The sequence below is a fragment of the Planosporangium flavigriseum genome (assembly GCF_011947225.1).
In the GTDB taxonomy this organism is placed as follows: Bacteria; Actinomycetota; Actinomycetes; order Mycobacteriales; family Micromonosporaceae; genus Planosporangium; species Planosporangium flavigriseum.
This window is the reverse complement of sequence record NZ_JAATVW010000005.1, coordinates 94,622-112,107: the sequence shown is the minus strand read 5'-3', so window position 1 is coordinate 112,107 and position 17,486 is coordinate 94,622. Positions and strand designations below refer to the sequence as shown.

The window sequence follows — 17,486 nt, the reverse complement described above, 5'->3', positions numbered from 1 at the left end:
GCACCGAACTCGGCGGCCTCGACCTCGTCGTACTCAGGCACGTTGCTCACTTCCATTGCTTCTGCGGCTCCCGCCGCACGGGTATCGGCCAATTGCCGGACCGACTCTTACTTGCCCTTGCTGCCGAACACATAGATGACGGCCTTCGCGAAGCCAAAATCGAGCACTCCGACAATCGTCATCATGATCGCAACGAACACCACCACGACCGTGGTGTAGGTCAGCAGCTCCTTGCGGGTCGGCCAGATGACCTTACCCAGCTCGCTGATGATCTCACGGAGAAAATTGCGGAACCGAGCAAAAACCCCGGGCCGCTCCCCGGCCTTGGTCTTGGCCGGCGTCCGGGTCGACTTGTCGACCCCGCTCGCCCGCTCGGGCTTGGACGCAGTCTTGTCGAGTCGCTCATCGAGGGCGTCGTCGCGGGGGGCGTCTCCGTCAAGCCCCTCGTCGAGGCGCTCGTCCACGGCGTCTTCGCCGCGGCGCTTGCTCTCGGCCACTTCCGCCCTCTTCCGTGATGTCCCGATGGTCTTCCCATGTATACGGTCCAGCCCGGCACTGGCCGGGAGTCTGTTCCGACGACTGGGCGCCACGGTCGCGACATCACCGGATGGCAATGCCAACCACCGAACGCCCGAGTCGGTCTGATCCGGCTGCCAGGCCCTTCGGCGCAGGGGCGACAGGACTCGAACCTGCAACCTGCGGTTTTGGAGACCGCTGCGCTGCCAATTGCGCCACACCCCTTTGCAGGGTTCTGAACTCCTGACCCGGGCGCGCCGAGACAGGGGTACACACCCCTACGGGCGACCAGTGTACGGGTAACTGCCCCGCTTTCCCAACCGCCCCGGTCAACCGACCCGGACGACCGCCCTGGCCTGGCCCAGTACCTTGTCGCCGCCGCACATCGCCGTGATGTCCAACTGGGCGTGACCGGAGTCGGTGAACCCCTTGACCACGGCGCTCACGGTCACCTCCGTGCCCTCGTCGTCATCGGGAACGACGACCGGCTTGGTGAAACGCACCCCGTACTCGACGACGGCCGCCGGATCGCCGGCCCAGTCGAGCACCGCCTGCGCGGCCAGGGCCATCGTGTACATCCCGTGCGCGATCACCCCGGGCAGGCCCACCTTTGTGGCGACCCGGTCGCTCCAGTGGATCGGGTTGAAGTCACCGGACGCTCCCGCGTACCGGACCAGGTCGGCCCGGGTCACCCGGAACGTGTGCGGCGCCAGCCGCTCGCCGATCTCCATGTCAGCCCTCCCCCCGTACGACCAGCTTCGACCAGACCGTCACGACGGCCTCGCCGTCCACGGTCGCCACCTCCGTGCGAGTGGTGACGAAGTCGTGGCCGCCCCGCGAACTGATGTCCTCGACCGAGCACACACAGGTGAGGCGGTCCCCCGCGTACACGGGTCGGGTGTAGCTGAAGCGCTGGTCACCGTGGACCACGCGGCTGTAGTCGATGCCCAGCGCCGGATCGTCGATGATCTGGGCGCCCGCCTCCATCGTGAGCACGATCGGGAAGGTCGGCGGCGCGACGACGTCCGGATGGCCGAGCGCACGGGCCGCATCCGGGTCGGTGTGCGCCGGATGGACGGCTCCGACAGCGGCGGCGAACTCGCGGATCTTCTCGCGGCCAACCTCGTAGCTCGGCGTCGGCGGATAGGTACGGCCGACGAAGGAAGGGTCCAAGGACATGGGCAGAACCTACCTGTTCACCCCGGCGATCGCGGCGGGACGGCCCGCATACGCAGCAGTGGCGGCCCCGAATCGGGGCCGCCACTGCTGCGTATGCGGATCAGGTCAGCGCGTCTCGCGGTGCGCCGTGTGCTTGCCGCAGCGGGGGCAGAACTTCTTCAGCTCAATGCGGTCCGGGTCGTTGCGGCGGTTCTTACGCGTGATGTAGTTGCGCTCCTTGCACTCCACACACGCCATAGTGATCTTCGGACGTACGTCGGTCGCCTTAGCCACGGCGGAGTGCCTTCCTCGAAAATGGGTCAACTACCGGCGTACGAGAGTAGCGCGCCGGGACAGGTCTGCAAAGCGGGTGCTCTGCGGACCTGGGGTTCACCGTAGCGGTGGCCGGACTTGAACCGGCGACACAGCGATTATGAGCCGCTTGCTCTGCCATCTGAGCTACACCGCCGCGTCGGGCCCCGCCTATGGCTGAACCCGTGGAGCCCCCTTACGGAATCGAACCGTAGACCTTCTCCTTACCATGGAGACGCTCTGCCGACTGAGCTAAGGGGGCGGGCTTACACCCGTGGCGCACGCTCGCCGCGCGCGCACCGGGTAAAGAGTACACGGCAGTCGCACAGCGACGAAATCGAGTACCCACATCGGCGCGCCGCGTGTCATGGAACGGCACGCAACCAGCGGATTTCGCCGGCGGGCGTCGGCTCGGCCTGCGTCTGCGCCGCGTACCAGGCGCACAGCCGCTCGTAGGTCAGCGGCCGGCTGAACAGGAATCCCTGCCCGATGTCGCAGCCGATCTCCTCGAGCAGCCCCAGCGTGAGCTCGCTCTCCACACCTTCGGCCACGACGCTGAGCCCGAAGTGTCGCGCCATGTCGACCACGGTCCGCACGATGGCGAGGTCTCCAGGGTCGGTCGCCATCCCCTGCACGAACGGAAGGTCGATCTTGACCTCCTGCACCGGCAGCTGCCGCAGATAACCCAGCGACGAGTGCCCGGTGCCGAAGTCGTCGAGGGACAGCCGTATGCCAAGGTCACGCAGTGTGTGGAGGGCCGCGAGCGGGCGGTCCGGGTCACCAGCCAGGCCGCCCTCGGTGATTTCGAGGGTCAGCCAGGAGGGATCCACCGCGTATTCCCGCAGCAGCCCGGCCACCTGGGCGACGAACGCGGGATCAATGAGCGTGCACGACGAAATGTTGACCGCGATCCGCAACTCGCGGCCGACATCCGCCCACTCGCGCGCCCGACGCATCCCCTCGCGCAGCACCACCTCGGTCAAGCGGCCGAGCTGGCCGATGTTCGCGGCAACCTCGACGAAGTCCTCGGGCGCCACCATGCCGTGCACCGGATGCTCCCACCGCGCCAGGCACTCGACCCCGACCAGACGGCGGTCGCGCAGGCCGACCTTGGGCTGGAAGTACACCCGCAGCTCACCCGCTTCAAGGGCACGCCGCAGGTCTCCCGCGAGGCCGGCCTGGCGAACCGAGCGGGACTCCAGCCCGGCGGAGAACAGCTGGACCGTGGAGTGCCGGGCTTTGGCGGCGCGGGTGGCCACGTCGGCATGCTGCAGCAAAGTCGCGGAGTCGGCGCCGTGATCGGGGTGTACCGCCACGCCGACCACACAGTCAACATCGATCGCGAGGGCGCCGAAGGCCATCGGGCCGCGCAGCGGCTCATGGATCTTGACAGCGAGCACGACGGCCGCTTCGGCATTGGTGGCGCGAACGGTCAGCGCGAACTCGTTACCCCCGATCCGACCGACGAGGGCGGCGGGCGGCGCAAGGTCACGCAGCCGCCGCCCGAATTCGACGAGCAACTCGTCGCCGGCGCCATGGCCAAGTGAGTTGTTGACATGTCGCAGCCTCGCGACATCGAACAGCAGGACCGCGACTACGTCGTCGGGGGCCTGGACCTTGATGCCCTCGTCGATGGCGTTGAGCATCCGGCGCCGATTGGGCAGGCCGGTGAGCGCGTCGTGCTGCGCGTCGAAGCGGAGCCGGTCGACCAGCCGGGAGTTCTCCACCGCGACGCCGGCGTGCACGGCGACCGTCTCCAGCAGCCGGACGTCATCGGGGCCGAAGGAGGCCTGGTCCCCCAGGCGGCCCGACACTTCCAGGGTCCCGATCACCGCCTCACCGGAGCGCAGCGGAACAACGATCGCGTCCTTGCCGCCACCCGCGCGCAGTTGGCGGAGCAACTGCTCGCTCCCTAATCGGGGCGCCACCACGAGGGTCTCGTTCTGACGGACAGCGAGCTGTCGGAAATTGTCCGGGGTTCCAGCGGAGTCGAGCAGGCCGCGATAGTCGATCCGGGCGGAGAGGAGCACCTCGCGATGCCGCCCGGACGCCGTCAACCAGAGGGTGGCGTACTCGGCGCGCAGAAGTTCGCGGGTGCGCGTCAGCAGCACGTCGACGACGGTGCCGTCGCGCCCCGCCTCTTCCACGGCCCGGGTCAGGTCGTAAAGCTCGGTGACGCTGCGGTGCTGCCGCACGAACCTCGCGTACGCCCGGTACACCCGGACGAGCACGATCGTCATCACGGCGAGCAACACCAGCGACCACATGCTCCGCTGGAGCACCAACAGAATGATCAAGCTGACGGTGACGCTGATCGTCGGGACAACCAGGCCCGGAGTGGCCGTACGAGCCAGCTCCCGAGCTGAAGTGCCACCCTGAACGACGCTGATCACCCCCATGACCGCGGCCAGGCTCACCAGAAGGTTCGCCGTCGCCGCGGCGAACAGAATCGCCCAGCTTTGGGGTTGATCAGGGTCCATGGGACTGTTGACGAACACGACCGCGGCTGCGACCGAGGTGCTCGCCAGCTTGGCCGCCAGGTTGAAACACAGCTTGACGGTGTGCGTTCGCCAGTAGAAGTAGTGAACGAGGAGAGCGCCCAGGAACCGCACCAGGACGACGGTCAGCGGATCCAGGTAGGCGAGCCCCAGAACGAGCGGGAACTCGGCGAGCGAGACGCTGATCGCCTGACGCCGAAAGTCGAACTCCAGCACGATCGCTTCGGCGGCCAGGAAGAGCCCGAAGAAGACGATCGCCACGGGCCATCTGTCTTCTGGATGCCATCCAGCGACGCCCATCGGCATCGCGATGACGGATGCCAGTAACAGGAGTGCTGCAGTGACGTACCAGGCGAGGTGCGGCGAACGGCGAAGCGGAACGCGGGGCCTGGGCACCACTACTCCCTTGGCTTCACGTCAGGCCCGACCAGGGCCCTGTCACCACCAGTTGGTATCGGCTGCTTGGAAGACCGTGGGCGCCGCTGCGGCGGCAGCTACCGCCAACGCAAGGCCGACGCTGACCAACCGGGACACCCACCGACCAAGAGTTTTCTTGCGCATCTGATCGTGCTCCTGTCCTCACATGCGGAGTCCATCGGCGGTAGGGGTAAACAAGATGCTGCCACAGCTCCCAGGACAGGGAAAAGCTAATCCCTATAGAGGCCACCGAGCGGCGACACGTTTCGTCCTTTCGGCCATTTCTAACCAGACGAACGGCAACGCCGACCGTTGAGCAACAGAATCGGCCGGCCACGATCAGTGACGCCAGCCCACCAGATGACCTCTTTCGGCACACGCGGCAGCGTTAGCCGACCACCCAACGCCACCGCGCGGATCAGCCAAGATCAGATTGACACCTCGCGCCAGCCATCACCCTGACTCCCCGTCAGGACATCGACCATTGTGAGCGCCGCCATCTCGTTGTCGAACACAAATGCGCGACAATGCCTCGCCAGACTGCCCCGGCTCGCCTCGACGCGCCAACAGCCGTTGTCGTCCCACAAAAAGACATCCCGACGGGCCGGATTGGCGAACCGGCCGTTCCACCAGTGCTTCCGTCGCTCCATGCGGAGATTAGAACATACGTTCGAACACCTCGCTAGCGCCTATTTTTGACGGATCACCCGATCGACGGAAGCGACACCGGGGCGGGAGTGCGATAGGGGTGCCGGTTGGTTTTCCTACCCACGTACCTGGGGCGGCGTCCCTACATTGAGGTGATGACGAGCGAACTTCCGGCAGCGGCCCTGCTCACAGCGGCCACCGAACCTGGCGCCACCCTGAAGACGATCATGCTCCGGACCGGCGCCGACGGGCTCGCCGCGGCGGCGCAGATCCCCAGCCTGATGGCCGCCGTCGATCAGCACGCCGCAGCGGTACGCGAGAGTCTCGCTTCGAGGGGCCTGCCCGTCACGGCGGTCCCGCTCGCCAGCTACGGGTCCGCCGTCCTCGCCGCCGCCGCTCGGATGGGCTGGCAACCGCCGGACGCGGCAGACCTGGACTGGTCGCGGGCCACCTGGTTCCACCTGCGGCTGACGGCCGTGTGCGCGCTCGCGATCGCGTACGACTACCTCTAGTCGTCCTTCGCCACGTACTCCGGCAGCCCCAACTGACGCCGGATCTCCTGCTGGACGGTGACCTCGTCCGGCCGGGCGTCGATGACGACGACGCACTCCTTTCGGCGAAATATCTCCAGTACCGGGTCGGTCTTGTCGTGGTACTCCCGAAGCCGTACGACCAGCGCCTCTTCGGTGTCGTCCGCGCGCGGCACGAGGTCACCCCCACACACGTCACAGCGACCTTCCACCGTCGGCCGGTCGGCGATCAGGTTGTAGTCCATGCCGCAGCGGGCGCACAGCCGGCGCGCGAGCACCCGGCGCCGGACGTCGGAGTCGGGTAGGTCCAGGTAGATGACGGCATCGATGTCATAGCTCTCCAGGAAGAACTCCGCCTGATCACGACTGCGCGGGAAGCCGTCGATGATGAATCCGTAGTTCCAGTCGTGCAGCTGCAGCCGCTCCTGCACGATCGACTCGACCAGGTCGTCGTCGACCAGCTTGCCCGCGGCCATGGTCCGGCGCACGTGCGCACCGATCTTGGTGCGCTGCTGCACGTGCCACCGGAAGATGTCACCCACCGTGATCCGGACGAGGTCCAGGTCGCGAGCCAGCATCGCGGCCTGCGTACTCTTTCCGCTGCCCGGCACGCCCATGATCACGTATTTGCGCACAATGCGACTTTTCCACCGTGCGTTGCGCCCGGCAACTCGTCTTCCGCCGTCCGCCCTGTTTGCCCCACCTGCTGCGGGTAGAAATTAGGTCGCTCCCGCAACCACCACCGGCCTCCGCCCCGGCCCAGCGGGGGCAGTCCGCCTACAGATCCATGCCACGAACCTCGGCGAGGGGATGGTGCGACGTGGAGGCGAGCGCGCTCGAGCTGGCGATTGTCGGCGGCGCTGGCATCGTGACCGGCTCGGTTCTGATCCTTCTCGGCGGGGCGGTCCAGGCCCACCACGCGACCGTCACGCGCCGCGCCCAGCAAGCACACGATCAGCGATTAGCTTCCTACCGCGAACGGGTGGACGCGTACGACGAAGTTCTGACTTTCTTCTCGCGTATCCGCGATGAAATCGACAACGTGATCCTGGAAGACAAACCCTGGGGTGAAGATGTCTCTGGACCACAGGAGCGGGCCAGGCTCGACGCACTGATGCAGGTACACGGCAGCGACGCGTTCCGCCAAATAACAAGAGAGTGGCGGCAGGTATTCGATCAGACGCTCTATACGCTCGCACGTTGGCGCTGGCTGGACGACCCCGCGCGCAACAATGCCGACGAGACCGCGAGCGTGCGCGCCCAACTGGAAAAGGACCAGGCCAAGCTCCTGGGCATCGTGGATCGATTGCAGGAGCAGGCGCGCCGGGATGTGCACAGTACGGCGTTCGAACCGACATCCGGAGCAATGCCGACCGCCAGACCGATGCGGCTACTCGGCACTTTCATGATCACGGCGGCCGTCCTACTGATCACCGCCCCGGCCTGGCGCGGTCTCCTGCCAGCGATCACGCAGGTCGCCGCCGCTCACCGCGACCCCGTCGCATTCGGCCTGCTGGTCGCGGGGTTCGTCATCGTCCTCGGCGAAGGCCTGCTGGGCCGGCGCCGGGCCCGGCAGAACGAGTAGGCGCACAGCACAACGGCCCCTGCCTGTTTTCCAGATCAAGGGCCGTTACCAGCGGTGGCGGGTAGAGGATTCGAACCTCTGTAGCTTTCGCGACGGATTTACAGTCCGCTCCCATTGGCCGCTCGGGCAACCCGCCTTGCCGCCACGCAGTACGCGGCAGCGCACGTAAGAATAGCGGTACACCCCGGGGTACCTGCAAATGGGTGGGGCCGAACGGGCTCAACTCGTACAGGTGCCACCCCCAGCCCCGCGCGGCGTTGCGCGATCGGGCAGGCTGAGACCGGACCACAATGAGGACGGCAACACCACCGAACGCACCCTGACACAGGAGCACCAATGGCTGCGGCACCCTCGTTCGACATCGTCAGCAAGGTCGACCGGCAGGAGGTCGACAACGCGCTCAACCAGGCCGAAAAGGAGCTTGGTACCCGGTTCGACTTCCGGGGTACGGGCGCCGAGATCAAGTGGGCCGGCGAGAACGCGGTCACGTTGCAGGCCGAGACCGAGGAGCGCGCCCGCGCGGCTCTGGAGGTCTTCAAGGAGAAGTTGGTCAAGCGCAACATCTCGCTCAAGTCCCTCGACTGCGGCGAACCCAAGCAGTCGGGCAAGGCGTACCGGATCGAGTGCAAGATCGTCCAGGGCATCGAGTCGGAGAAGGCCAAGGCGATCAGCAAGAAGATCCGCGACGAGGGCCCGAAGGGCGTACAGGCGCAGATCCAGGGCGACCAGCTCCGGGTGACCGGCAAGAAGAAGGACGACCTGCAGGCCGTGATCTCCCTGCTCAAGCAGGAGGACTTCGGCATCGCCCTGCAGTTCACCAACTACCGCTGAGTGAACCATGATCGTGGAAACTTTTCCGTGCCGGAACCCGGAAAAGTTTCCACGATCATGAGAAGCAGCGGGCGCTGATTCGAGAGCCGACGCCAGTGCCTAGGCGGCCCTGGTGAGAATGTCCTCCACCCGAAGCGCCGCGTGGGCGTCGGCCCGGCCGAGCGCGCCACGCCGGCGGCCGGCGATGACCGCGCTGCCCGCGACCGCCGCGGACGCCAGGAGGAACGCCCAGGGCACGCCGCCCGGCCGGTCGACGATCACACCGCTGAGCGAACTGCCCACCGAACTCGCGGCCACCGAGGTGGTCACCACCCAGGTGTACGCCTCGTTCATCATCCCGTTCGGAACGATCCTGCCGACCAGCGAGTTCTCGACCGTAAGCGCGGGCGCGACGGTCGCACCGCCGACGACGAGCGCCACGCCGAGCCAGACCGGGGTGGGCATGACCGAGTACACGGCCAGGCTCGCCGCCACGGCGGCGAGCAGCCAAGCCAACTGGCGGCTGAGAGCCGCGGAGACCTGACGGGTGCCGAACCAGACGCCGCCGAGGGCGCTGCCCACACCCCAGACGGCGAGCAGCACCCCGCCGAGGGTGTCGGCGTGCGCCGACCCGTATCCATTGGCGGCGTTGACCGCCGCGTGGGCGGTGGCGTACGCCGGCACCACGACACCGGCCGCGCCGAACGCCATACCCAGGCCGAACACGCACGCCAGCAGCGACGGGAAGCCAGGCACCCGAAGCGGCCCCAGCCCGGTCGTACGGTCGTGCCCCGGCTCGCGCTGCCATCCCCGCATGGCGGGACCGCGCGCTACGGCGAGCGTGCCGATGAGCGTGACCGCTGCAGCGGCGACGATCGCGGCGGCGGGGGTGGACACCATCACGAAGACGGCGACCAGCAGCGGTCCCAGTACGAAAACGACCTCGAACAACGAGGTCTCGGCCGCCAGCGCCGCGTTGCGCAGGTGGAACCGGCCGCTGCGAGGGTCGGTGAGCGAGTTCCAGGCGTCCCGGATGGCGGCGGTCATGGGCGGGTATGTGGCACCGGCGGCAGCGGCGGCCACGACGATCCAGAACAGCGGCGCGTGGGTGGTCGCTGTGCCGAGCAGGGCCAGCAGCGCGAGCGGGTGGGCGATCGCGGTGACGATCAGCACCGGCGCCGGTCCGACCCGGTCGGCGAGGCGTCCCGCGACGGGGCTGAGCGCGGCGCCGGCGAGGGCGTATGCGCTGCCGGCGATCGCCGCGGAGGTGTACCGACCGGTCGCGGCGTGTACGAGCAGCAGCAGTGCGAGCGGGGTCATGCCGATCCCGAGGCGGGACAGCACACCGCCGATCAACAGGAGGGGCGCTCCGGGCAGCCGCCAAACCGCCAGATACTGGCGAAACGCGGCCACCCAACCTCCCGTGTAATGCGCAGAACCCGCCAGCGACCCTAACGGCAGGCGTGCGTACGCCAAAGCGAATTTGAGCGGCGTCACTGGGCGGCGCGGGAAACCGCCCCTGTTGTTGAGGAGGGCGCCCCTCTTCCGGTCTATGCCGTGAGCGGGGCGCCCTCCTCAGGAAGTGGGCAGGCAGAGGGGGATCAGCGCATGTACTGGATCGGACCGGTCGAGCCGGCCATCGCCTCCAGCCGGGCTATCCGCTGCTCCATCGGCGGGTGGGTGGAGAAGAGCTTCGCGATGGCCGACCCCGTGCCCTTGAACGGGTTGTCGATCATCAGGTGGGCCGTGCTGGTCAGCTGACCCTCCGGCGGCAGCGGCAGGGCCTGCGTACCGTGGTGAATCTTGCGCAGCGCGCTGGCCAGCGCAAGCGGGTCCTGGGTGAGCCGGGCCCCCGACGCGTCGGCCTGGAACTCCCGGGCGCGGCTGATCGCGAGCTGGATGATCGACGCGGCGATCGGCCCCAGGATCAGCATGAACAGGTACCCGAGGATGCCCGGCCCCTCCTCGTCCTCATCACGGCCCAGCGGGATGAAAAGGGCGAGGTTGGCGAGCATGGTGATGATCCCGGCGAGCGCGGCGGCGACGCTGGCGATCAGAATGTCCCGGTTGTACACGTGGGACAGCTCGTGCCCGATGACGCCGCGCAGCTCACGCGGGGTGAGCATGCCGAGGATGCCCTCGGTGACGGCGACTGCGGCGTTGTGCGGGTTGCGACCGGTGGCGAACGCGTTCGGCTGGGCGGTCGGGCTCACGTACAGCCGGGGCATCGGCTGGCCTGCGCTCGTGGCCAGGTCACGGACCATGGCGTACAACTCCGGCGCTTCGCGCTCCGACACCGGGCGCGCGTGCATGGCACGCAGGGCGAGCTTGTCGGAGAAGAAGTACGAGAACGCGTTCATGGCCAGCGAGATAACGAGCGCGATCATGAGCCCGCCACGGCCACCGAACCAGTACCCGACGACAAGGATCAGCGAGGTGAGCAGCCCTAGGAGGGCCGCGGTCTTGAGGCCGTTGTAATGCCGGCGCACGGTGACTCCTTTGATAAGGAAGGTGACCGATTCAACGCCCGGGTTGGATATCTACTTCCCCACATCAGCTGTGAATCACCTGGGAGCCGGTGCGGGTTTGGTGTCAGCGGCCCGCGGCCAGGTCGGCGGCGCCGAGCACCACCTGCGGCGCAAACCCGACCACGAGGCCCACGAGCGTGACCACCGCGAGGCCGACCGCCACCGACCACGGCAGTCGCGGTCTCGACTGCGTCCCGCCGTTGGCGTCAGCGGGCGCGAGGACGAACAGCGTCGTGGCCACCCGCACGTAGTACGCCAGCCCGATCACCGCGTTGAGCGCGACGACCACGGCGAGCCAGGCGGCGCCACCGGCGAGCAGCGCGCGCACGACGGTGACCTTCGCGAACAGCCCGGCGAGCCCCGGCGGCAGGCCGGCCAGACCGGCGAGCGCGAGGGTGAGCGCGCCGGCGATCCAGGGCGCCCGGCGACCGACGCTCCGGTAGTCGGCGATCTCGCCGCCGTCGCGGTCACCGCGCAGGGCGATCACCGCGCCGAACGCCGCCAACTCCAGGACCGCGAAGAAGATCGCGTACGCGACCGACGCGGCGACCAGCACGCGAAGCGCGGCGTCCGAGCGCCCGGACGCGAACGCGAACGCCCCCAGCGGCGCCAGGATGTAGCCGGCCTGCGCGACCGAGGACCAGGCGAGCAGTCGCACCATCCGGCGCTGCCGCAGCGCGACCAGGTTGCCCACGGTCATCGTCGCCGCCGCGAGTACGGCGAGCAACGGACCCGTCACGTCCAGCCATGGCCGCAGTGCCTGGACGGTGACCAGCAGGATCGCCACCACCCCGCCCAGCTTGGAGGCGGTGGACAGGTACGCGGTGACCGGCAGCGGCGCACCGTCGTACGTGGGCGGCGCCCAGGCGTGCAGCGGCACGGCGGCGACCTTGAAGCCCAACCCGACGAGCACGAGGACGACGCCGACGGTGACCAGCGGCAGCGACACCAGGCGGTCCCGCGCGGCCAACGCTTCCGCCAGGGCACGGAAATGGACCGCGCCGGTCGACGCGTACAGCAGCGCCGCGCCGAGCAGGGTGACGGCGGTGGACACGACGCTCACCACGAAGAAGATGACGGCAGCCTCGGCCGAGGCGATGACCCGCCGGCGCAGCCCGACCAGCGCGTACAGCGGCAGCGTCAGCGTCTCGACCGCGACCACCAGCGTGATGAGGTCGCGGGCCGCGCCCAGGACCACGCCGCCGGTCAGTGAGGCAGCGAGCAGGAAGCAGTACTCCCCCGACGGGATCCCGCCGCGCAGCGCCGGCGTCGAGAACGCGAGCGCTCCGAGCGTCAGTAGGGCGAACACCACCGCGACGACGGCCGCAGTGCGGTCGAAGACGTACGAGCAGCCGGCCGGCGAGCAGAACGTCTGGCGCGACGGGCCGGCCGCGCCGACGACCCAGGCGGCTACGGCGGTCGCCGCCGACCCGAGCGCCGAGACGGCCAGTACCGGCCCGCGCCGCCCCGGCGCGACGAGGTCGACCACCAGCGCCACGATCGCGGTGAGCGCGGCGGCGTACGCCGGCAACAGCGCAAACTGGTCAATTTTCACCGGACCACCTCCGCCAGCGCCCGGGCCGCGTCGGCCGACAGGTTCAACACGACCGCCGGTACCAGCCCCAACGCGAGGGCGAGCACCACCAGCGGCCCCCACGACAGCAGTTCGGCCCGCGAGAGGCCGGGGCGGCTGAGCTTCCCGACCGCCGGGCCGTGCGTGACCTGACGCAACAGCCGCAGGAAGTACGCCGCGGCCAGCGCCGCCCCGGCCGCGGCCACCACCGCGAGCGCCATCCAGCCGCGCTGCACAGCGGCCACCACGGCGAACGCCTCACCCCAGAAGCCGGCGAGGCCGGGCAGTCCGAGGGAGGCGATCGCGGCGTACCCGAGCAGGCCGGCCAGGCCGGGCGCGGTCTCACGCAGGCCGCCCAACTCCATGAGACGGCCGGTGTGCGCGCGGTCCTTGATCGCCCCGGCGAGGAAGAACAGCAGGCCGGTGATCACGCCGTGCGCGACGTTGCCGATGAGGGCGGCCTGCGTGCCGGTCGCCGTCAGCGTCGCAATGCCCAGCAGCACGAAACCCATATGACCGACCGACGAGTACGCGATGAGCCGCTTCAACTCGACCTGAGCGAGGCAGACCAGTCCGGCGATGACGATCGCGGCGACGGCGAGCGCCCCGAGCACCGGCGCAGCCCAGCGGGCCCCCTCCGGCGCCACGCCGACCCCAACGCGCAGCAGGCCGTACGTGCCCATCTTCAGCAGTACCCCGGCCAGGATCACCGAGCCGACCGTCGGCGCCTCGGTGTGCGCGTCGGGCAGCCAGGTGTGCAGCGGCCACAGCGGGCTCTTCACCGCGAACGCGAGCGCCAGCAGGGTGAACGCGAGCAGCTGGGTACCGCGCGCCAGCCCGCCACCGCCGGTCAGGCGGATCAGGTCGGCGGTGCCGGCTTTCGAGACGACGACGAACACGCCGACCAGCAGCAGTACCGAGCCGAAGAGCGTGTACAGCACGAACTTGCGGGCCGCGGGTCGCCGGCGCTCGCCGCCCCAGATCGCGATCACGGCGTACATCGGCAGCAGCACGATCTCGAAGAAGACGAAGAAGAGCACGAGGTCGAGAGACACGAAGACGCCGAGGATGCCCACTTCGATCGCGAGCAGCAGGGCGACCAGCAGCCGGCCGTGCCCCGGCTCCGGCACCCGCCACAGCGTGTACCCGCAGCACAGCAACGTGAGCAGCGCCGTCAGCACGACCAACGGGTACGAGACACCGTCGACGCCGAGGTGGAACCGCAGGTCGAGACCGGGCACCCAGGGCAGGTCTATCTCGTGCCAGGGCCGGATCGGGGCGCCCTGGGGTACCCGGGGCTCGCCGTGCGGCAGCAGCAGAAGGCTCGCGACGAACGTCGCCGCGGCGGCGACGAGGCCGGCCAGCCGCCCCACCCGGTCGAGCCGCGCGGGGGCGGCGGCCGCGGCCACCACCCCCGCCGCGGGGAACACGAGGGTCGCCACCAGCAGCCCCTGACCCGCGCTCATCGCATACCTCCAAAGATCAGCGCGGCGACGAGGCCGAACAGGACCGCGCCGGCAAGCACGGCGGTGGCCGCCCGCGGCAGCGCGGCCCGGTGTGCGCGCCCGAGCAGCGCGCCGAGGTCGCTCGTGCCCCGCCCGGTCGCCTCGACCGCGCCGTCCACCACCGTCTCGTCGGTGCGGCGTACCGCCCGAGCGAGCGCGGCCATCGGCCGGACGACGAGGGCCTCCTGCACGGCGTCGAGGTAGAACGCCTCGGCCAGCACCGGCCGCGCGGGGCCGAGGACGCGGGCCGGGTCGGCGGCCGGGTCGCGCCGCCACATCAGCCAGGCGGCCACGATGCCGACCGCGACGAAGGCCAGCGGTACGAACAGCGCCCCGGTCAGGTGCACCGGCCCCGCGAAACCCAGGCGGCGCATGAAGCCGGGCGCCAGGCCGGCGAAGCCGAGCAGCGCGCTGGGCACCGCGAGGAGCAGGACGGGTACGGTCATCGCCGCCGGCGGCTCGTGCGGGTGCGCGTCCGCGAGGCCCCGCGGCGCGCCGAAGAACGTGCGCAGCCACAGCCGGGTGGCGTACCAGGCGGTGACCGCGACGGTTCCGATCGCGGACACCCAGACGAGCCACGCCGCCCAGGTCGGCGCCGGGCCGTCCAGCCGGCCCGCCCACGCGACCGAGATGATCTCATCCTTGCTCCAGAACCCCCCCAGCGGCGGCACCCCGACCAGCGCGGCCAGGCCGATCGTCATGGACCAGAAGGTGACCGGCATGCTCCGGCGCAGCCCGCCCATCGCCGCCATCAGGTTGGTGCCGACCGCGTGGATGATCGCGCCGGCCGTGAGGAACAGCAGCGCCTTGAACGCGGCGTGAGTGAGCAGGTGGAACAGGGCTGCGGGCGGCGCGCCGACCGCGAGCGCGCCGGTCATGTACCCGATCTGGCTGACCGTCGACCAGGCCAGGACCCGTTTGATGTCGCCCTGCGCGCAGGCGGCCAGAGCACCGAGCAGCATCGTGATCGACGCGACTACGGCGAGCGTGGCGAGCGTGGCCGGGGCGCGGTGGAAGAGCGGGAACAGCCGGGCCACGACGTACACACCGGCGGCAACCATCGTGGCCGCGTGGATCAGGGCCGAGATCGGGGTGGGGCCGGCCATCGCGTCGGGTAGCCACGTGTGCAGCGGGAACTGCGCGCTCTTGCCGGCAACCCCGGCGAGCAGCAGCAGCGTGATCACGGTGATCTCGCCGCTGGACAGCTTGTGCGCGTTGGCGAGGACGTCGGTGATCCGGAACGTGCCGAGCTTCACGCCGAGCAGCGCGATGCCGAGCAGGAAGCCGACGTCGCCGACCCGGGTCACCAGGAACGCTTTCACCGCCGCCCGGGGCGCCTCGGGCAGCCGCCGGTCGTGGCCGATCAGCAGGTACGAGCAGATGCCCATGACCTCCCAGCCGACCAGCAGCTCGATCAGGTCACCGGCGACGACGACCAGCAGCATCGCGGCGGTGAACAGGCTGACCTGGGCGGCGTACGGGCCGTACCGGTCGTCGTCTTTGAGGTAGGCCGTCGAGTACACCTGCACGGCGAGGGCCACGGCGGCGACTGCCACCGCGACGAGCACGGCGACCGGATCGAGCCGGACGCCGATGGTGACGCTTATGTCGCCGAAATCCGCCCAGCGCCGGGACGCTTCCACCGGTCCGTTGACGTTGGCCGCCAGGACGACCGCGACGGCGAGCGCGACCGCGGCGCCGCCGATCCCGAGCGCCGCGGCTACCGGGCGCGGGGCCCGGGGCAGCAGCAATCCCATGAGGGCGACGAGGAACGGTACGGCCGGCAGCAGCGCACCCGCGGCCGTCAGGGTGGCGGCGCTCATCGGGCGGCCCCGGTGGGACCGGGTGCGGCGTGCCGGGCGGTCTCGTCGTTGTCGAGACCAGCGACGTCGTCAATTTTCTCGTCGAGCAGCACCTCGTCGACGACGACGCTTCGGCGCAGGCGGTACAGCTGGAGGACGATCGCCAGCCCGACCCCGACCTCGGCGGCGGCCAGCACGATGACGAACAGCGCGAAGACCTGCCCGCTGTGGGGTAAGGCCGCGCGGACGGTCGTGTCGGCAGTGACGAAGACCAGGTTGACAGCGTTGAGCATCAGCTCGACGGCCATCAGCAGCAGGACGGCGTTTCGGCGTACGAGCACGCCGTAGCAGCCCAGGCCGAACAGGCCGGCGGCGACGACGTACGGAATGACCGGATGCATTCAGCTCTCCCGCCGGCTCTCCTGCCGGCCGATCTCGGAGCGGTTGTCGGGGCGGGATCCAATATCCGGGCGGGATATGACAATCGCGCCGATCAAGGCCGCGAGCAACAGCACGGACAGCACCTCGAACGGCAGCACCCAGGTCCGGAACACCTCCGCGCCGATCTGCTCGGCGCCCGTACCCGTTCTCGGCGACTCCACCCGGCTCCACCGGTACGCGTCGACCAGGAGCGCGGCCAGCCCCAGCCCCGCACCGCCGCCGATGAGCAGGCCGGCCCAGCGGGGCCGGTCCAGGTCGTCGCTGGCGCCGATCGGGGCCCGGGTGAGCATCACCGCGAACAGCAGCAGCACCACGACCGCGCCGACGTAGAGCAGCACCTGGACCCAGGCGACCAGTTCAGCGGTGAGGACGAGGTAGAGCCCGGCCGTCGCGCCGAGCGTCACGACCAGCCACAGACCGGCTCGGACGATGTGGCGGGTAGAGACGACCAGAACGCCGGCGCCGAGCGCGATCGCGCCCAGCCCGGCCAGGAGTACGTCCACGGGCTCGATACCCATGGCGACATCCTGCCATCAATCGGTGAGCGGCCGTTGTGCGGTGATCTCTAGTTCGTTGCCGCTGTGGCCATGATCATCCCGTGGGCGGGGGCGACGCGGGCGGGGGCGACGCTGCTGCGGCCTTCTTCGCCGCGGAGGTCTCCTCCTTGGCCGGCTCACCGTTGGGATCGTGCGCGGGCGGGGCGGGGACGGTGGCCACCCACTCGCCCAGCCGCTCCTTCTCGTGCAGCAGGTCGCGGATGTCGTACTCGGCGTACTCGAACTCCGGGGACCAGTACAGCGCGTCGAACGGGCAGGCCTCGATGCAGATTCCGCAGTACATGCACAACGAGAAGTCGATCGCGAACCGGTCCAGCACGTTCCGCTGGCGCGGCCGGGCCGCACCCGGGACGATGACCTCCTCCTTGTGGGAGTCGATGTAGATGCACCAGTCCGGGCACTCCCGGGCACACAACATGCAGACGGTGCAGTTCTCCTCCAGGAGCGCGATGACACCACGGGAGCGCGGCGGTAGATCGGGCTCCACATCCGGGTACTGGTGGGTGTGTGCCCGCTTGGTCATCGTCTTCAACGTGACCGCCAGCCCCTTGGCCAGCCCGCTTCCTGGTATCGCGCTCACGCCGCCGCCTCGCTCCGCTCGGCGCC

The 17,486-nt window shown here is 69.4% G+C and carries 18 protein-coding genes and 4 tRNA genes; 3 read left to right on the top strand and 19 right to left on the bottom strand.

The window, feature by feature from the left end; translation table 11 throughout:
• Nucleotides 1-107 precede the first annotated feature (107 nt).
• The 9 genes from secE to HC028_RS09515 form a co-directional block, all read right to left on the bottom strand.
• Nucleotides 108-497, bottom strand: a complete 390-nt coding sequence (gene secE / locus HC028_RS09555; RefSeq protein WP_168075389.1) for a preprotein translocase subunit SecE — start codon at nucleotides 495-497, stop codon at nucleotides 108-110.
• Nucleotides 498-668: 171 nt separating this feature from the next.
• Nucleotides 669-741: transfer RNA gene (locus tag HC028_RS09550), tRNA-Trp, on the bottom strand.
• Nucleotides 742-845: 104 nt separating this feature from the next.
• Nucleotides 846-1,247, bottom strand: coding sequence for a MaoC family dehydratase (locus tag HC028_RS09545; protein WP_168075387.1), 402 nt, complete (start codon nucleotides 1,245-1,247; stop codon nucleotides 846-848).
• A 1-nt stretch (nucleotide 1,248) separates the two neighbouring features.
• On the bottom strand, nucleotides 1,249-1,695 hold the full coding sequence (locus tag HC028_RS09540) for a MaoC family dehydratase N-terminal domain-containing protein (protein ID WP_168075385.1): 447 nt from the start codon (nucleotides 1,693-1,695) through the stop codon (nucleotides 1,249-1,251).
• Between the two features lie 105 nt (nucleotides 1,696-1,800).
• Nucleotides 1,801-1,968, bottom strand: coding sequence for a 50S ribosomal protein L33 (gene rpmG, locus HC028_RS09535; protein WP_167925014.1), 168 nt, complete (start codon nucleotides 1,966-1,968; stop codon nucleotides 1,801-1,803).
• Between the two features lie 102 nt (nucleotides 1,969-2,070).
• Nucleotides 2,071-2,143, bottom strand: a tRNA-Met gene (locus tag HC028_RS09530).
• A gap of 29 nt (nucleotides 2,144-2,172) precedes the next feature.
• Nucleotides 2,173-2,248 (bottom strand) — tRNA-Thr (locus HC028_RS09525).
• 103 nt (nucleotides 2,249-2,351) lie between these two features.
• Nucleotides 2,352-4,880: a putative bifunctional diguanylate cyclase/phosphodiesterase gene (locus HC028_RS09520; protein WP_373313925.1), complete on the bottom strand. Its 2,529-nt coding sequence runs from the start codon at nucleotides 4,878-4,880 to the stop codon at nucleotides 2,352-2,354.
• A 449-nt stretch (nucleotides 4,881-5,329) separates the two neighbouring features.
• A complete protein-coding gene (locus tag HC028_RS09515; RefSeq protein ID WP_168075382.1) occupies nucleotides 5,330-5,551 on the bottom strand; it encodes a hypothetical protein in 222 nt (73 codons plus the stop codon).
• A gap of 153 nt (nucleotides 5,552-5,704) precedes the next feature.
• Between HC028_RS09515 and HC028_RS09510 the strand changes: the two genes are divergently transcribed.
• Nucleotides 5,705-6,061, top strand: a complete 357-nt coding sequence (locus HC028_RS09510; RefSeq protein ID WP_239075468.1) for a DUF6401 family natural product biosynthesis protein — start codon at nucleotides 5,705-5,707, stop codon at nucleotides 6,059-6,061.
• On the opposite strand, the gene HC028_RS09505 is transcribed toward HC028_RS09510, so the two are convergent.
• The gene (locus tag HC028_RS09505) at nucleotides 6,058-6,714 is read right to left on the bottom strand and encodes an adenylate kinase family protein (RefSeq protein WP_168075380.1); all 657 of its coding nucleotides are present in this window, start codon (nucleotides 6,712-6,714) and stop codon (nucleotides 6,058-6,060) included. The two genes, HC028_RS09510 and HC028_RS09505, sit on opposite strands and share 4 nt — an antisense overlap.
• Before the next feature lie 185 nt (nucleotides 6,715-6,899).
• Here HC028_RS09505 and HC028_RS09500 point away from each other — a divergent pair, with 185 nt between their 5' ends.
• Nucleotides 6,900-7,664 carry a hypothetical protein gene (locus HC028_RS09500; RefSeq protein WP_168075378.1) on the top strand — a complete coding sequence of 255 codons (765 nt, stop codon included), beginning with the start codon at nucleotides 6,900-6,902 and terminating at the stop codon, nucleotides 7,662-7,664.
• 55 nt (nucleotides 7,665-7,719) lie between these two features.
• Here the strand turns inward: HC028_RS09500 and HC028_RS09495 are convergent.
• A tRNA-Tyr gene (locus tag HC028_RS09495) sits at nucleotides 7,720-7,800 on the bottom strand.
• Between the two features lie 200 nt (nucleotides 7,801-8,000).
• On the opposite strand from HC028_RS09495, the gene HC028_RS09490 reads away from it, so the two are divergent.
• Nucleotides 8,001-8,495 (top strand): YajQ family cyclic di-GMP-binding protein, encoded by a 495-nt coding sequence (locus tag HC028_RS09490; protein ID WP_168075376.1) that lies wholly within the window; start codon nucleotides 8,001-8,003, stop codon nucleotides 8,493-8,495.
• A 99-nt stretch (nucleotides 8,496-8,594) separates the two neighbouring features.
• Here the strand turns inward: HC028_RS09490 and HC028_RS09485 are convergent, their stop codons facing one another.
• From HC028_RS09485 to HC028_RS09450, 8 genes are all read right to left on the bottom strand, one after another.
• Nucleotides 8,595-9,887 carry an MFS transporter gene (locus HC028_RS09485; RefSeq protein ID WP_168075374.1) on the bottom strand — a complete coding sequence of 431 codons (1,293 nt, stop codon included), beginning with the start codon at nucleotides 9,885-9,887 and terminating at the stop codon, nucleotides 8,595-8,597.
• A gap of 188 nt (nucleotides 9,888-10,075) precedes the next feature.
• Nucleotides 10,076-10,963 carry a zinc metalloprotease HtpX gene (gene htpX, locus HC028_RS09480; RefSeq protein ID WP_203981324.1) on the bottom strand — a complete coding sequence of 296 codons (888 nt, stop codon included), beginning with the start codon at nucleotides 10,961-10,963 and terminating at the stop codon, nucleotides 10,076-10,078.
• Between the two features lie 103 nt (nucleotides 10,964-11,066).
• Nucleotides 11,067-12,557, bottom strand: coding sequence for an NADH-quinone oxidoreductase subunit N (locus tag HC028_RS09475; protein ID WP_168075372.1), 1,491 nt, complete (start codon nucleotides 12,555-12,557; stop codon nucleotides 11,067-11,069).
• The gene (locus HC028_RS09470; RefSeq protein ID WP_168075370.1) at nucleotides 12,554-14,041 is read right to left on the bottom strand and encodes a complex I subunit 4 family protein; all 1,488 of its coding nucleotides are present in this window, start codon (nucleotides 14,039-14,041) and stop codon (nucleotides 12,554-12,556) included. Before HC028_RS09470 ends, HC028_RS09475 begins: the two co-directional genes overlap by 4 nt.
• Complete coding sequence (locus HC028_RS09465) at nucleotides 14,038-15,903, bottom strand: NADH-quinone oxidoreductase subunit 5 family protein (protein WP_168075368.1); 1,866 nt, start codon at nucleotides 15,901-15,903, stop codon at nucleotides 14,038-14,040. The genes HC028_RS09470 and HC028_RS09465 overlap by 4 nt, the downstream gene beginning before the upstream one ends.
• Complete coding sequence (gene nuoK / locus HC028_RS09460; RefSeq protein ID WP_168075366.1) at nucleotides 15,900-16,283, bottom strand: NADH-quinone oxidoreductase subunit NuoK; 384 nt, start codon at nucleotides 16,281-16,283, stop codon at nucleotides 15,900-15,902. Before nuoK ends, HC028_RS09465 begins: the two co-directional genes overlap by 4 nt.
• The gene (locus HC028_RS09455) at nucleotides 16,284-16,835 is read right to left on the bottom strand and encodes an NADH-quinone oxidoreductase subunit J family protein (RefSeq protein WP_373313927.1); all 552 of its coding nucleotides are present in this window, start codon (nucleotides 16,833-16,835) and stop codon (nucleotides 16,284-16,286) included.
• A 79-nt stretch (nucleotides 16,836-16,914) separates the two neighbouring features.
• Nucleotides 16,915-17,460 (bottom strand): NuoI/complex I 23 kDa subunit family protein, encoded by a 546-nt coding sequence (locus tag HC028_RS09450; protein ID WP_239075469.1) that lies wholly within the window; start codon nucleotides 17,458-17,460, stop codon nucleotides 16,915-16,917.
• Nucleotides 17,461-17,486: the final 26 nt, after the last annotated feature.

Excerpts from the sequence above, each read along its gene's own strand:
- HC028_RS09545 (WP_168075387.1), bottom strand. The coding sequence starts at position 1,247 with ATGGAGATCGGCGAGCGGCTGGCGCCGCACACGTTCCGGGTGACCCGG.
- HC028_RS09540 (WP_168075385.1), bottom strand. The coding sequence starts at position 1,695 with ATGTCCTTGGACCCTTCCTTCGTCGGCCGTACCTATCCGCCGACGCCG.
- HC028_RS09515 (WP_168075382.1), bottom strand. The coding sequence starts at position 5,551 with ATGGAGCGACGGAAGCACTGGTGGAACGGCCGGTTCGCCAATCCGGCC.
- HC028_RS09510 (WP_239075468.1), top strand. The coding sequence starts at position 5,705 with ATGACGAGCGAACTTCCGGCAGCGGCCCTGCTCACAGCGGCCACCGAA.
- HC028_RS09490 (WP_168075376.1), top strand. The coding sequence starts at position 8,001 with ATGGCTGCGGCACCCTCGTTCGACATCGTCAGCAAGGTCGACCGGCAG.
- HC028_RS09470 (WP_168075370.1), bottom strand. The coding sequence starts at position 14,041 with ATGAGCGCGGGTCAGGGGCTGCTGGTGGCGACCCTCGTGTTCCCCGCG.
- HC028_RS09465 (WP_168075368.1), bottom strand. The coding sequence starts at position 15,903 with ATGAGCGCCGCCACCCTGACGGCCGCGGGTGCGCTGCTGCCGGCCGTA.
- nuoK (WP_168075366.1), bottom strand. The coding sequence starts at position 16,283 with ATGCATCCGGTCATTCCGTACGTCGTCGCCGCCGGCCTGTTCGGCCTG.